17 protein-coding genes and 4 tRNA genes are annotated in these 12,202 nt (G+C 60.3%); 5 read left to right on the top strand and 16 right to left on the bottom strand.

The genetic code is table 11. From position 1 onward, the window contains the following. Positions 1-19: 19 nt before the first annotated feature. Positions 20-340, top strand: a complete 321-nt coding sequence (locus ASD14_RS10355) for a hypothetical protein (RefSeq protein WP_056132984.1) — start codon at positions 20-22, stop codon at positions 338-340. A gap of 22 nt (positions 341-362) precedes the next feature. On the opposite strand, the gene ASD14_RS10350 is transcribed toward ASD14_RS10355, so the two are convergent. Together ASD14_RS10350 and ASD14_RS10345 are read right to left on the bottom strand one after the other, a co-directional pair. Continuing rightward, positions 363-701 (bottom strand): YnfA family protein, encoded by a 339-nt coding sequence (locus tag ASD14_RS10350; protein WP_056132981.1) that lies wholly within the window; start codon positions 699-701, stop codon positions 363-365. Then, on the bottom strand, positions 698-1,183 hold the full coding sequence (locus tag ASD14_RS10345; RefSeq protein WP_056132977.1) for a helix-turn-helix domain-containing protein: 486 nt from the start codon (positions 1,181-1,183) through the stop codon (positions 698-700). Before ASD14_RS10345 ends, ASD14_RS10350 begins: the two co-directional genes overlap by 4 nt. 66 nt (positions 1,184-1,249) lie before the next feature. On the opposite strand from ASD14_RS10345, the gene ASD14_RS10340 reads away from it, so the two are divergent. Together ASD14_RS10340 and ASD14_RS16520 are read left to right on the top strand one after the other, a co-directional pair. Next, positions 1,250-1,951: a hypothetical protein gene (locus tag ASD14_RS10340; RefSeq protein WP_056132974.1), complete on the top strand. Its 702-nt coding sequence runs from the start codon at positions 1,250-1,252 to the stop codon at positions 1,949-1,951. A 28-nt stretch (positions 1,952-1,979) separates the two neighbouring features. Further along, positions 1,980-2,246, top strand: a complete 267-nt coding sequence (locus ASD14_RS16520; protein ID WP_235565381.1) for a GDCCVxC domain-containing (seleno)protein — start codon at positions 1,980-1,982, stop codon at positions 2,244-2,246. Positions 2,247-2,527: 281 nt separating this feature from the next. Here the strand turns inward: ASD14_RS16520 and ASD14_RS16080 are convergent, their stop codons facing one another. Further along, entirely contained in the window at positions 2,528-3,013 is a 486-nt protein-coding gene (locus ASD14_RS16080; RefSeq protein ID WP_235565380.1) for a hypothetical protein, read from the bottom strand. Between the two features lie 49 nt (positions 3,014-3,062). Next, entirely contained in the window at positions 3,063-3,764 is a 702-nt protein-coding gene (locus ASD14_RS10335; RefSeq protein ID WP_235565379.1) for a nucleoside 2-deoxyribosyltransferase, read from the bottom strand. A 723-nt stretch (positions 3,765-4,487) separates the two neighbouring features. Between ASD14_RS10335 and ASD14_RS10330 the strand changes: the two genes are divergently transcribed. Next, the gene (locus ASD14_RS10330; RefSeq protein WP_056132967.1) at positions 4,488-4,793 is read left to right on the top strand and encodes a hypothetical protein; all 306 of its coding nucleotides are present in this window, start codon (positions 4,488-4,490) and stop codon (positions 4,791-4,793) included. An 82-nt stretch (positions 4,794-4,875) separates the two neighbouring features. Here ASD14_RS10330 and ASD14_RS16075 read toward each other — a convergent pair whose 3' ends face one another. The 8 genes from ASD14_RS16075 to ASD14_RS10295 all read right to left on the bottom strand — a co-directional run bounded on the left by ASD14_RS16075 (position 4,876) and on the right by ASD14_RS10295 (position 7,830). Next, the gene (locus ASD14_RS16075; protein WP_157475263.1) at positions 4,876-5,037 is read right to left on the bottom strand and encodes a hypothetical protein; all 162 of its coding nucleotides are present in this window, start codon (positions 5,035-5,037) and stop codon (positions 4,876-4,878) included. A gap of 94 nt (positions 5,038-5,131) precedes the next feature. After that, on the bottom strand, positions 5,132-5,605 hold the full coding sequence (locus ASD14_RS16070) for a hypothetical protein (protein ID WP_157475261.1): 474 nt from the start codon (positions 5,603-5,605) through the stop codon (positions 5,132-5,134). Between the two features lie 11 nt (positions 5,606-5,616). After that, positions 5,617-5,946 carry an STAS-like domain-containing protein gene (locus ASD14_RS15760; RefSeq protein WP_235565378.1) on the bottom strand — a complete coding sequence of 110 codons (330 nt, stop codon included), beginning with the start codon at positions 5,944-5,946 and terminating at the stop codon, positions 5,617-5,619. Continuing rightward, positions 5,936-7,036: an ATP-binding protein gene (locus tag ASD14_RS16065; protein ID WP_157475259.1), complete on the bottom strand. Its 1,101-nt coding sequence runs from the start codon at positions 7,034-7,036 to the stop codon at positions 5,936-5,938. Before ASD14_RS16065 ends, ASD14_RS15760 begins: the two co-directional genes overlap by 11 nt. 311 nt (positions 7,037-7,347) lie before the next feature. Next, positions 7,348-7,423: transfer RNA gene (locus tag ASD14_RS10310), tRNA-Lys, on the bottom strand. A 73-nt stretch (positions 7,424-7,496) separates the two neighbouring features. After that, positions 7,497-7,573 (bottom strand) — tRNA-His (locus ASD14_RS10305). A gap of 37 nt (positions 7,574-7,610) precedes the next feature. After that, positions 7,611-7,687, bottom strand: a tRNA-Arg gene (locus ASD14_RS10300). Between the two features lie 66 nt (positions 7,688-7,753). Further along, positions 7,754-7,830: transfer RNA gene (locus ASD14_RS10295), tRNA-Pro, on the bottom strand. A gap of 133 nt (positions 7,831-7,963) precedes the next feature. Here ASD14_RS10295 and ASD14_RS10290 point away from each other — a divergent pair. Next, positions 7,964-8,722, top strand: coding sequence for a Bax inhibitor-1/YccA family protein (locus ASD14_RS10290; protein WP_056133510.1), 759 nt, complete (start codon positions 7,964-7,966; stop codon positions 8,720-8,722). 47 nt (positions 8,723-8,769) lie between these two features. Here the strand turns inward: ASD14_RS10290 and ASD14_RS10285 are convergent, their stop codons facing one another. The 4 genes from ASD14_RS10285 to grxC all read right to left on the bottom strand — a co-directional run bounded on the left by ASD14_RS10285 (position 8,770) and on the right by grxC (position 12,014). Then, complete coding sequence (locus ASD14_RS10285) at positions 8,770-10,083, bottom strand: Na+/H+ antiporter NhaC family protein (RefSeq protein WP_056132955.1); 1,314 nt, start codon at positions 10,081-10,083, stop codon at positions 8,770-8,772. A 161-nt stretch (positions 10,084-10,244) separates the two neighbouring features. Beyond that, a complete protein-coding gene (locus ASD14_RS10280) occupies positions 10,245-11,249 on the bottom strand; it encodes an isocitrate dehydrogenase (RefSeq protein WP_056132953.1) in 1,005 nt (334 codons plus the stop codon). Between the two features lie 106 nt (positions 11,250-11,355). Next, on the bottom strand, positions 11,356-11,748 hold the full coding sequence (locus ASD14_RS10275; protein WP_056132949.1) for a carboxymuconolactone decarboxylase family protein: 393 nt from the start codon (positions 11,746-11,748) through the stop codon (positions 11,356-11,358). Further along, positions 11,745-12,014 (bottom strand): glutaredoxin 3, encoded by a 270-nt coding sequence (grxC, locus tag ASD14_RS10270; protein ID WP_082538928.1) that lies wholly within the window; start codon positions 12,012-12,014, stop codon positions 11,745-11,747. Before grxC ends, ASD14_RS10275 begins: the two co-directional genes overlap by 4 nt. Between the last annotated feature and the right edge of the window lie 188 nt (positions 12,015-12,202).

Raw genomic sequence — 12,202 nt, 5'->3', positions numbered from 1 at the left:
AGTAAAGAACCCTATCAGCATGAATACCGTCCCCTTCAAAGGCATCCCACTCGAACTTGGCGGCGAGACCTATGTTGTGCCGCCGCTATCGCTCCGCGCGCTGGAGGGATTGGCCGGTGCTCTTTCAAGCTTCTCCGACGAGGTGGGTTTCGATCGCTGGCAGATCGACGCTGTGATCGACGCAACGACCGCGGCGCTGAAGCGCAATTACCCGCACATCACCCGGGAACAGGTCGCTGACATGATCGACCTCGAGAACGTTATGGCAGTCACCGAAGCCGTCATGGACGTCTCAGGCGCGAAGCGAAAGGAGAAAGAGGCCGCGACTGATTCCGACTGAAAGGCACTTTGACAGGCGCGGATCAGACAATCGGCGTACTGCGCGGTGCGAACAAAATAATCCCAGCTCCCACCAGGCAGATGCCCGCGCCGATGACGTCCCACCGGTCCGGGCGAATACCTTCGATCTGCCACAGCCAGAACAGCGACGCCGCGATGTACACGCCGCCATACGCCGCATACGCACGGCCGGCGGCGTTAGCCTCGACCAGCGTCAGCAACCAAGCGAAGGCAATCAGCGACAGCAGGGCGCCCGGCACAATCCACGCGGACTTGCCTTCACGCAACCACAACCAGAAGCCGTAACAACCGGCGATCTCGGCCATGGCCGCACCGATGTAGACGAGCGCGGTTTTCGTCACCGTGACTTCCTGTCGGCAGTTACTGGTGCACAGCAACCGGATCGCGTTGCACGGGAAGCCGCGGTGTTCTCCGGTGCCGACAGCTCTTCCAACATCACGCAGTCCGCGCCGACGCCGCCCGCGCAGGACTGGTCGCAGCTATCCACGAACGCGGCGATGCTGTGCTCGAGTTCCTGCAACTCCTGCAGCTTCTCCCGTACTTCGACCAAATGGGAAAACGCCAGTTCGCGGGCTTCCATGCAGGAACGCTCGCGGTCCTGCACCAACGACGCGAGCACGCGCACCCGGTCAATCGAAAACCCGAACTCGCGGCACCGGCGGATGAAAGTCAGACGACGCACGTCGCCGTCGCCGTACACCCGCTGGCTGCCCGCTTGGCGGGGTGGAGGCTGCAGCAGGCCGATGTCTTCGTAATAGCGAATGGTCGGCGGCGTGGTGTGGGTCACTTTCGCCAGTTGTCCGATCTTTATTTCGCTGGTCATGGGGGCTTGAACCTCAAGTAGCTTGAAGTCCTAGGGTAGCGGGCATTCCCTCCCAGGAGAACTTCAATGACCACCACCCCTGCACCGTCCGGTCCCGCCTGCTCACTGGAAGCCCATGCGTTTCGCGAACGCGTGGCATGGATCGCGGCCCTGAACCAGAGATCGCTCCACCGCCTCGATCGGCAGGGCCCCACCCTGACCTTGGTCTACGAGGCATCGGCCTTGGGCGATATCGAGGAAATGGTGGCACGCGAACGAGACTGCTGCGCCTTCCTGGCGTTCGACATGGTGGCTGGCGAAGAGGTGGTGTTGACCATCACCGTCCCGCCGGATGCCGTCGGGAGCGCCGACGAACTGCTCGCACCGTTCCATGACCCCAAGGCCGATGCCGCTTCCTGCTGCGGCGCCTGCGACACTCCGGCGGCTCCGGTGAAGTCGACGGGAGTAGCCGGATCTTCGATCGCAACTGCCGTCGCCGCGGTAGTCGCCTGCGGCGCCTGCTGCGTACTTCCGCTGGCCTTTCCGGCCATCGCCGCAACTGCGGCGGGTGGCGTCTTGGCGTGGTTCGGCAAGGCGCATGGATGGATGACGCTGCTTGCACTGCTGGTCACGGTGGTGGCATGGCTGTGGATCTGGCGCGAGTCGGTCCGGCGTAAGGCGCGCATCTCGCCTGCAACGCTCGGTCTGATGAGTGGAGCCTCCTTGGCGGTGCTGCTCGCCATAGCATGGCCACGCATCGAACCCTCGCTGATGGCGGCGTTGGCGTAATGAGCGGTCTGCTGCTGCTCCGCTGGAAATGCACAGCGTCCTGACCTGCCCGCTGTGCGGTGCGCAGTCGACCGAAGTCATGCCGGCCGATGCCTGCCGCTACTTCCACGACTGCTATGCGTGCGGCGCGATCTTGCAGCCCAAGCCCGGCGATTGCTGCGTGTTCTGCTCCTACGGAAGCGTGCCTTGCCCGCCGATACAGCAGAGCGGCGGGTGTTGCGCGATACCCTGCCGCCAAGGGGAGGGGGAGGGTAAAACTTTGGCCACTGGTCGACACGACTCGCGCCCCTCCTGAAATTTTCGCACCGTCAAAATTCAATTTTGAAAAGTTTCGGGACGATCAATCGCCAGTTCTGGCGCTTGAAAGCCGAAATTCCGGCTACTTCCAAAGTTGCAGTGACTTTCCTGCAAGGTAGAAATCCTGCCTTGAACCAAGAGCGGAGCCCCCGGTTTTCGCTGATGTCGGATCCGTGTCCGATAGGAGGACCGCTATTTGATCGCGATGGCCGTAGGCTCCCAAGTGCGCGTTGCGTTCCCGGCCCAGAGCCAAGGCGGCAGCGATCCCCTGGCTGTACTTCACCGGGTCTGAATAACTTCTCCACTTGCTGGAGACGCCACTTTGGGTGTTGCTGGTTGTGGGGCGCGAATTGCGCTCGGCACGTCGGTGGCTAAGAGTTCGGAGTCAGCTATCAAGTCTGCAAGGCCAAGGGTTAGCGTCAACATTAGAGCCCAGCAAACCAAACCGACAGCGAAGCTCCAGGCAGTCCCCTTGCCCGTCAATTCGAACGTGACACTACCATCTGATTCTTCGATCTCTGGAGCTCTGTTTGGCGAGAGACGCCAAGTGATGCGGGAGAGCACAAGAAATGCTAGCAAGACTTCTCCAGCCAGCAACCAATCGGCATCGGTGCGGCGGCGAACCACTTCGATTGCAGCAATGGCAACCGACCAGCCAACCCATTTAAAGGCTTCAGGTGCGGCGTGTTCGCCGAAGCGCTCCATGGCCGCCATAGCCGCGCGGTATGTAGGAGCTTCTTTCGCTGGGACTGTATGCCGAATCATTGGGGCTCCGGTCGAAAAGCTGCTAATCGATCTATCGAAACCCGTCGGCTTATACGAGCGGACCGCGACCGAATACCGCGAGGAGGTGCGTCGTTAGCTTCGCGCACAGGTCCAACTCGTTCGACCAGACAATGTGGCGGAACTGCCTGGTATCGAAATGGAGGTTCGGCAAATCTTCTTCATGGACGGTCCAAACGACTGGGCGCCCTACGCCCATAGCGAAGCCGGCTTCGAAGTAAGCGCCTGCATTTTGGGTGGTTACATCAACTACGACTGCGTAACAAGCGCGGATCCCTGCGATGATTCGATCATCGATCTTGTCGTTGTGGGCGTCGCTGTCCACGCGTTTTGCGCGGTAGCCGGCAGCTGCCACACCTGGCTTGATTCCGTCCTCCCATGCTCCTCGGAGAGCCTCCTTGAAAGACATGGCGACGAAGATATCGGAACGATTGCCACCGAGGGGCGAACGCAGCTGTTCAAGGTGCTCCCAACCCTGAGGCGTGATAACGATCTCATTGATCGTTCGACGAGCTTGAAGCAGCCCGCGGTCAACCATGGATTGAACGTGGTAACCCAACTCATCACCCGGAGCGCCGTCGAATATCACACAGTCGAACGGCCCGAGATTCACTACTGAGCCTGGATGGCGTGACTGACTCGCGATGTCCGACAGCAATGCGTCCTGCTTCTGCAGCACGCTTGTCAGCACGGGGCCATCCATGCCTTCTGCAGTCTCGCTTGTAACCATCATTGGACGGTTGGTGTCGTTCCAGTGCCTCCGGGCCCGCCCTGCCAACAGGAGTCGCTTTGACGTGTCCCAGTGCTCGACTATTGTCTCTGCTGTGGAGGTGATCCTAAAACGTTTGCAGACAGGGCAATTCACCTCATAGTTGCTGCCATAGCCCTGCACGTAGACAGCACCTTCCGTCTCGCAGATTGGGCACCGCATTGCCGTCATGTTCTTCGTCCCCTGTGATCCTTCAGTCCTAACGATCGTACGGTTTTTGCATCAGTGCAGCCGTCGAACGTACAACTCAAAGCTGACGCAGCATCCAAAGGCTGCCTTGGCATCTCCAGCAACAGCTGCGGCGCTTAGGGCTTCTATGAGGACCTGTGGTGTCATGCGCCATAATGCCCGTGCTAGTCAGCTGCGAGCTATAGAAGAGGGCCACGGTGCTGCGTAGGACTTTTCCTACATTGCTTGTGTAGCGCACGCTTAGGAGCCCAGCCACTTGGCCGCATGCGCGTGACAGCGACGCCCGGGGCCGGGTTCTTTCGCAGCCATTGCGACGCACAGGCCTACCATGGCTCCATGGTCCGCAGACGAAAGCGAATCGATGATCAAACACGCGCCCGATGGGAAGAGGGATTTCGCGCCCATGCGGAGAGAACCGCGGCTAACCCTGAGCACGTAGCCGTAAGGGCACCCGCAGGAGTTACGCCTCTGCAGAGCCTAGGGGCAGGCTTCGTGCAAATGAGCACGATCCCCAATTTGCCGCCATCAATAGCAGCGCCGCTGCGCGCGCTGCAACAGGAGATGCTTTTGGCAGCGTGGCAGGGCGAGCTGTGGCGTGATGCCCGCGTCGTATCGATTGCAGGAAGTCGAGCTTCAATTGTGACGTTGCGCGCGTTGCAACAGCGAGGGCTGGTAGAAAAGGGCGGCGGTCAGATCGTGATCACGCAAGACGGGCTGGTTGCCCTGGAGCTGCTGTACACCGACCCGCGCGAGTGGTCCACCCCTATTGAAGCGGTAACGGGAACCTTGCAACGGACTGTTTAAAATTAGAGCGCGTGGATTAACGGCGCATCATCCGGGGTGCCGTAGAACAGCACGCGACCGTCTCCCAAGCGACAGGCTTCGTTCAAGGGCGTTCGCGCGGATAAGTTGCCAGGTGACCTTCGGCTGCGCTAACAGTTTGCTCTGCCGCCCAAGGCGCGAACATACGTAGGAACGCGGCAGCCTCCTTATCGCCTTCGAGTGCGGCGGCGCACAGTTCGACCAGTAGGGAATCAATCGTGGCCATGGTGCGGCTCCGAAGTGTGCCGCCATCGTCGCCGTAGAGCGTGCCGCTGACAATCAGGTAATGCCTCGCGTTTTTGTAAGGCTTTTCCTACTCTCTACGACTTGATCTTCCGAGGCTTCTTAAGGTTCCGAGAAAGGGCTTCTTCGCACCCTCGAATGTTGTCGAACATCGGATCGCCAATAGCACGAGGTGCCCGCCCAGGGTCCTGGAAATCGTCAGGCCCCGTGATCAGGTTGTTTAGCTGGACAAAGAGCCGGTTTGCCTCCGCAGAATCTGCGGCGTCGACCACCAGCACGTCGCCAAACTGCGCGCGAAATCGCCTTAACCGATCCATTATCTTGGCAGCAGATACCGATGTTCCGGTAATCATTGCCGGATTGACGTAATGGTCCCTAGCCAAGTCCGCGCAATCACTTAGTAATTGCTGCTGGCTTTTGCGCCATTCGCGCAAGATGTCCTCGTGGCTTTTCGACTTCTCTCTGCTTCGCGCAAAAAGATGCGTTCCTGCAACGGTCGCGACTTGCAACACGAGAGTGAGCCAGAGCGGTGTCCCCCCACCATCTGCCATGCACCGCTCCTTTAGTGTCTTGCCTCTTTGTCGGCGTCTTTGATCCGTGCCCACGCGGTCTCTACGGCGCCAGGATCGTCTTCGGCGACTATTTCAATTCTCTGGCGCAACTCTTCGATCTTGTAATAGCGGACTAATCCGCCAAAGGCCTCATCGAGGAAGCCGGAAGAGTAGCCCGCAGCGCCGGAAAGGTCGAAAACAACATGCTCATACTGTTGCAGCAAGGCGCGCGCTACGTCCTCGCGGAACTCCTCGCCAGAGTGCACACCATTAGCTCGCTTTCGACCGCCCGGTCGACGAGAAAAGGTGGTCGCCACGGTGTAGCGGATACTAGGCTGCATGGGGGAGTGCTCCATCTGAATCTTGAGGCACGTTGACGTCAACGTCTCGGATCTGCCAGACAACAAGGGTCCCATTAAGTTCCTCTGTAATTGCCCCGACCGTCACGTGGCCGCTGCTCGAAAATTCTGCGAGCCCTTGATTCGCAACCACGCGAAGCGAGCCGTTCACATCAAGCTCCTGAATGAACTCACGCAATTTTTGAAGCCCGTGCCCACGTCGACGAGACTGATGCCGGGACACGCCTTTTTCAACCGCACGCTTGATCCACTGCCCATCCGACCATCTGCCTAATACATTCCTGATCCTATCTGGCTGACGGCCTCGAATCGTTGCTGGGATGCCGGCGCCCTGATCGTAGAACGTAAAACTGATCGTACGTTGGTCGCGGTCACCGAGCCCCAACAACCACCACTCCCTTATGAAATGCGGAGCCTTTGAGTCCGTCGGATAGGCGTGCTCGAACACATTGTCCATCGATTCCAGCAGCGCTACGTAAAGACGCCGGCGATCTGCGGGGTCAAATTCGAAGACCTCCTCGAAACAGGCCAGCAATTCGTCGGCGAATTCAGGGACGTTGGAGTTCTTCCGACTGATCTGGACGTAAGTCTTGCGGTCGAAGGCCTTGGGCCTAGGGGGTTCACGAATATCCAGCGCTTTGAAAAAGCCCACATCACAGAGAAGCGCCGCCACGTCATGGGAGTTAGGGTAGGTGCCGGTGATGTCAGTTCGACGATCGCAGAACTCGCGGCAACGCTGAATCTCAGCCACCAGCGCGACTGCCGCGGCCGGCGCCATCGAAACGACATCGTAAAAATTGAGGATTACTCGGCGGTATCCGCCCCGAAGGGAGATGTCTCGAATGGTGTTGAGCACCCCCGCCAAGAGGGACCAGTCCGCGTCCGTGACGCAGTCAAGACGCGCGGGAATGTCGATGAAACGCTTGCCGCGAAGCTTGTGACGCTTGGGCTGCCGATAAGCCGGATTCGGCCTGGGATGGTGCTTCGACAATAGATCGTCCAGATCTATTCCGTGGTAGTGCTTACCGCGGCGCGCTAGACGGCGCTTTTCGCGGCGAGCAGCGATTCGCACTTGGTTCCACCTTCCCTTAGGTGATTGCTTCCCTTTCATATTCCCCCGTGCTCCCCAGCACGCCTCAATTCTATCCGGCAAACAGACGCGCTGAGCGCACCTCAAGTGGTGGTGTCCGCACGCCTTGCGGCACTGGAACCTAAATCCAGGGCGTCTACCAATTCCGCCACTTCCGCATCGAGTGCCGCCGGCGAATAGCGGAATTTCGATATCAAACTTCTCCACCAACGGTGGGAAAGCGACAGGAAAGAAACGCCGAACCGAGGGCAATAAAAAAGGCACTTAGGGAAGACCTAAGTGCCTGTTTCATTTGGTGGGCCGTCAAGGATTCGAACCTTGGACCTATTGATTAAGAGTCAACTGCTCTACCAACTGAGCTAACGGCCCCGAACTAACGGGAGCGAAATTGTAAGCAAACCGTTTTTGTTTGGCAAACCCGGCAACAAAAAACTCCGCGAATTGGGGTGGCTGAGGGGATTCGAACCCCCGACATCTGGAATCACAATCCAGTACTCTAACCAACTGAGCTACAGCCACCATAAAGCTTGTTTTGCTGCGTTTTTAAACAACTTTCTGGCGCGCCCGGCGGGACTCGAACCCACAACCACCGGCTTAGAAGGCCGGTGCTCTATCCGGTTGAGCTACGGGCGCCAGATTCACATCTTAGCTGACGCACGCATTCAAGCTGGATGTTCGAACCGGATGCCGCTTGGAAGATGGTCGGGGCAGAGGGATTCGAACCCACGACATCCAGCTCCCAAAGCTGGCGCTCTACCAGGCTGAGCTATACCCCGAGGCCGGTACTTTCGTGCGCACCAACGCCGCGAAAGGTCGGACATTTTGGGTGCCCCACCCCATTGTGTCAATGACGGAACGCGACGCGCCTTTGGGTATGCTCAGCCGAACACAGCAAGGACAATCGACATGATGCGCAGTGGCAACCCCGCTCTGAAGGAATCCACGTTCCTCGATATTGCCACCGGCATTGTCGTTCGCGGCGACAACTCCGCGATGACGCTGAACGGCACCGTCAACAAGACGGGCCTGCTGCTCCTGCTCAGCGTCATCACTGCTGCATTCGCCTGGAACCAGATCGAATTCACGCCGCAAGGTCCGGTCGGCGCCATGCCATATCTGCTGGGCGGCGCTATCGGCGGCCTCGTATTCGCGCTCGCCACCGTGTTCAAGAAGGAATGGGCGCCGGTCACGGCACCGCTGTACGCGATTGTCGAAGGCTTCTTTCTTGGCGCGATTTCGGCGCTCTACAACGCGCGCTTCGAAGGCATCGTGCTGCAAGCCGTGCTGCTCACGTTCGGCACGCTGTTCGCGCTGTTGTTTGCCTATCGCTCGGGGCTGATCCGCGCCACCGAGAATTTCAAACTCGGCGTGGTGGCGGCAACTGGCGGCATCGCGCTGGTCTATCTGGCCACCATCGTGCTGGGCTTCTTCAACATCAACATTCCGATGATCCACGAGTCGGGAATCGTCGGCATAGGCTTCAGCCTGTTCGTCGTGGTGATCGCCGCGCTCAACCTGGTGCTCGATTTCGACTTCATCGAAACCGGTGTGGAGCAAGGCGCGCCGAAGTACATGGAGTGGTACGGCGCGTTCGGCCTGATGGTCACGCTGGTGTGGCTGTACGTGGAATTCCTGCGATTGCTGTCCAAGCTGCAGTCGCGGAACTGAGCGGAATAAAGCATTGAAAAAGGGCGCTTCAGCGCCCTTTTATCTGATCAACTCTCCGCCGGTACGACTGCGGATGAGGACTCGTGCGATGACTTTCGCGCGGGCCACAACATGAAGCTGATCGTCACGGCTCCCAGCAGCCACGCGTAGTGGACCTTTCCTGCGATCGCCAGTGGAGACACTGCGCCTAACGACGCGGCCAGCAGTATCTGCGCGCCGTATGGCAACAGTCCTTGGGTCACGCAGGCAAGGATATCCAGCACGCTCGCCGCCCGCGCCGGCGGCACGCCGATGGCAACCGTGTTGTTGGCGGTGAAGGCATCCGTCGTCGCCGACAGCGCGGCGATGCTGATTTCACCGGCACGGCGGCTCTTGTGCCCGCGTGCGAAGCGCCCGATGACCCGCGCCAGCCATGCCAGCCCACCCGTGGCTTTCATCAGGGCGCCAAGTCCACCCACCAGCAACGACAGCAGGATGATTTCAACCATGCTTTCGAAACCGTCCCAGATGTGCGTCGCGTAGGCCGCAAATCCGAAGTCGTCCGCAAGGCAGGCGCCGATGAAACCCGCGAGCACCAGTCCGATGCCGAGCACGAGAATCACGTCGAGCCCGAGAACTGCCAGCACAAGCACGACAACATAGGGCAGCACCAGCCAGGGCGAAGCCGGTTCGAGCGTCTGCACGGGCGCGGTCTCACCGACGAAACCCAGCACGATCAGGGTAAGCACCGCGGCCGGCAGCGCGAGCTTGAGGTTCTCGCGGAACTTGTCGCGCATCGAGCACCCCTGGGTGCGGCTGGCGACGATCGCCGTGTCGGAAATTACCGAGAGGTTGTCGCCAAACGTCGCACCCCCGATCACTGCGCCGAGTACCAGCGCGCGGTCGAGCCCGGACGCGTCGGAAACGCCGAGCGCGATCGGCGCGACCGCGGCAATCGTGCCCATCGAGGTACCCAGCGACAGCGAAATGAAACCCGCAACAGCGAACAGCGCAGGCAACAGCAGCGCCGGATGCACGTTACCGATACCGAGCGAAACGATCGCGTCGACCGCGCCAATCGCCTTGGAGACCTCAACGAAGCCACCCGCCAGCAGGAAGATCAGGCACATCAGCACGACGTTGTGGTCGCCCATGCCCTTAAGCAGCGTTTCCAGCGGCTTGAGCTTGCGGCGCCACGCGATGAAGGCCGCCAGCGCCAGTGCCGGCAGAATCGCGACCGGTGCACGTAGCTGGTAGAAGCCCATGGCCTCCCCCTGCGCGGTGAAATACAGGCCAGCACCGAAGAACAGCGCCAGAAAAAGCAACAGGGGCGCCAGTGCCACGGCACTGGGTGGGACACCGGGAGGGACGGCCTTGTTCATCTTTTCATCCGGATGAAGACATACGTATTTATTTTGCAATGCAACAAAGACCCTGTCGAGCGGGATAGCGGAAAGCTGCTGCATTGCTCGCGAAACGACAGTCGCGAAAACGAAACGGGGCGCCGAAGCGCCCCATTTGGTTCCACCATTGCCACGTGCGGTCACACCCGGCTGGCGATCGCCGTGGCAAAACTCATCGTGTTGCCTTCGCCGCCGAGGTCGGGCGTCAGCGAATCCTTGGCCTGCAAGGTCGCGATGATCGCGGCGCGCAGGCGTTCGGCCTTCTCGGTGAGACCCAGGTGTTCGAGCATCTGCACGGCGCCGAGCAGCAGCGCGCATGGATTGGCGATGCCCTTGCCGGCGATGTCCGGTGCGGAACCATGCACGGCTTCGAAGATTGCCGCGTCGGTGCCGATGTTGGCGCCCGGCGCCAGGCCGAGTCCACCGACAAGGCCCGCGCAGAGGTCGGAAATGATGTCGCCGAACAGGTTGGTCGTCACGATGATGTCGAACTGTTCCGGCTTCATCACCAGCTGCATGCAGGTGTTGTCGACGATCATCTCGTTGCACTGGATGTCGGGGTATTCCGCGGCCACGGCACGCGCGGTCCGCAGGAACAGGCCCGAAGTCGACTTCAGGATGTTGGCCTTGTGCACGACGGTGACCTTCTTGCGGCCGGTCTTGCGGGCCAGTTCGAAGGCGTAACGCACGATGCGTTCGGAGCCCCGGCGAGTGACCTTCTGCGTGAGCACGGCGGTCTCGCCGTCTTCCGAGAGCGCCTGGCCTTCGCCGATGTAGGCGCCTTCGGTGTTCTCACGGACCGTGATCAGGTCCACGCCAGAGGGGAAACGCGACTTGGTGTTCGGGAACGACTTGGCCGGACGCACGTTGGCGTACAGGTCGAAGCGTTTGCGCAGTTCCACGTTGATCGAGGAGAAGCCTTCTCCCACCGGCGTGGTGAGGGGCGACTTCAGCGCGATGCGGTTCCTGCGGATCGAATCCATGGTCGCGGCCGGCAGCAGCTCGCCGTGCTTTTCCAGCGCGACCAGGCCGGCGTCGGCGAATTCGTATTGAAGACCCAGTTGCATCGTGTCGAGCACGTGCAGAGTGGCGTCCATGATTTCCGGGCCGATGCCGTCGCCGCGGATAACCGTAATTGTCGTCATTTGAAGATTCCAGACAGGCCGACGCCACGCTCGGAGCGTGGCGCCAGTGGGGGCTTAGAACCTGTAATTATGTCAGATGGCGTGTGCGCCGTATGGCGGCGTCCCTTCAACCATGGTCGTGTGCGTCGAGTGAAGCGGCCTCCCCGGCTTCCAGCTGGTCGAGGAAGTCCACGGCGCGGCGCAGGTGCGGAATCACGATCGAACCGCCGACGACCAGGCCCACCGAGAACGTTTCGAACATCTCGTCGCGGTTCACGCCCGCTTCCTTGCATTGCGCCACGTGGTAGCTGATGCAGTCGTCGCAGCGCAAGACCAGCGAAGCGACGAGACCCAGCAGCTCCTTCGTCTTCACGTCGAGCGCGCCGGCCTGGTAGGTCTGCGTATCGAGTGCGAAGAAGCGGCGGACGACCTGGTTGGGTTCGGCCAGGATCCGCTCGTTCATGCGTTTGCGAAACGCGGTGAATTCGCCGACCCGGTCCTTCTCGCTGGGGCCGCTCATGCCACGCTTTCCAGCAGCGGCTCGAGGCCGCCCGCGCGATGCAGCGCGATCATGTCGTCGTATCCACCGACGTGGGTATCGCCGATGAAAATCTGCGGCACGCTGGTGCGCCGGGTAAGGGCGACCATCTTCTCGCGTTCGGCGGGATCGGCATCGACGCGGATTTCGGTCCAGGCCTGGCCCTTGCTCTTCAGGAAATTCTTCGCGGCCACGCAATAAGGGCAGACCGCAGTGGTATAGATCAGTATGCGGGGGGTATCGCTCAAGGCCGGCTCCTGGAAACTTGCGAATGCTTCGTTGGTCGAAATATGGGCTCGGGGCTGCCAGTTTTCCACACCCTGTATTCGGAACAGTGACTTGCGATGGCCGAACACTTGGCCTCGCGTCGCTTACATTGATTAACCGGTGATTCACACCGCCGGTTCAACCTGCCCGCATCCTGCCGGCCGTTAGT

The sequence above is a fragment of the Lysobacter sp. Root494 genome (assembly GCF_001427225.1).
GTDB lineage: Bacteria > Pseudomonadota > Gammaproteobacteria > Xanthomonadales > Xanthomonadaceae > Agrilutibacter.
Note: the sequence above shows the minus strand (reverse complement) of the source record. Positions and strands in the feature narration are given on the sequence as shown.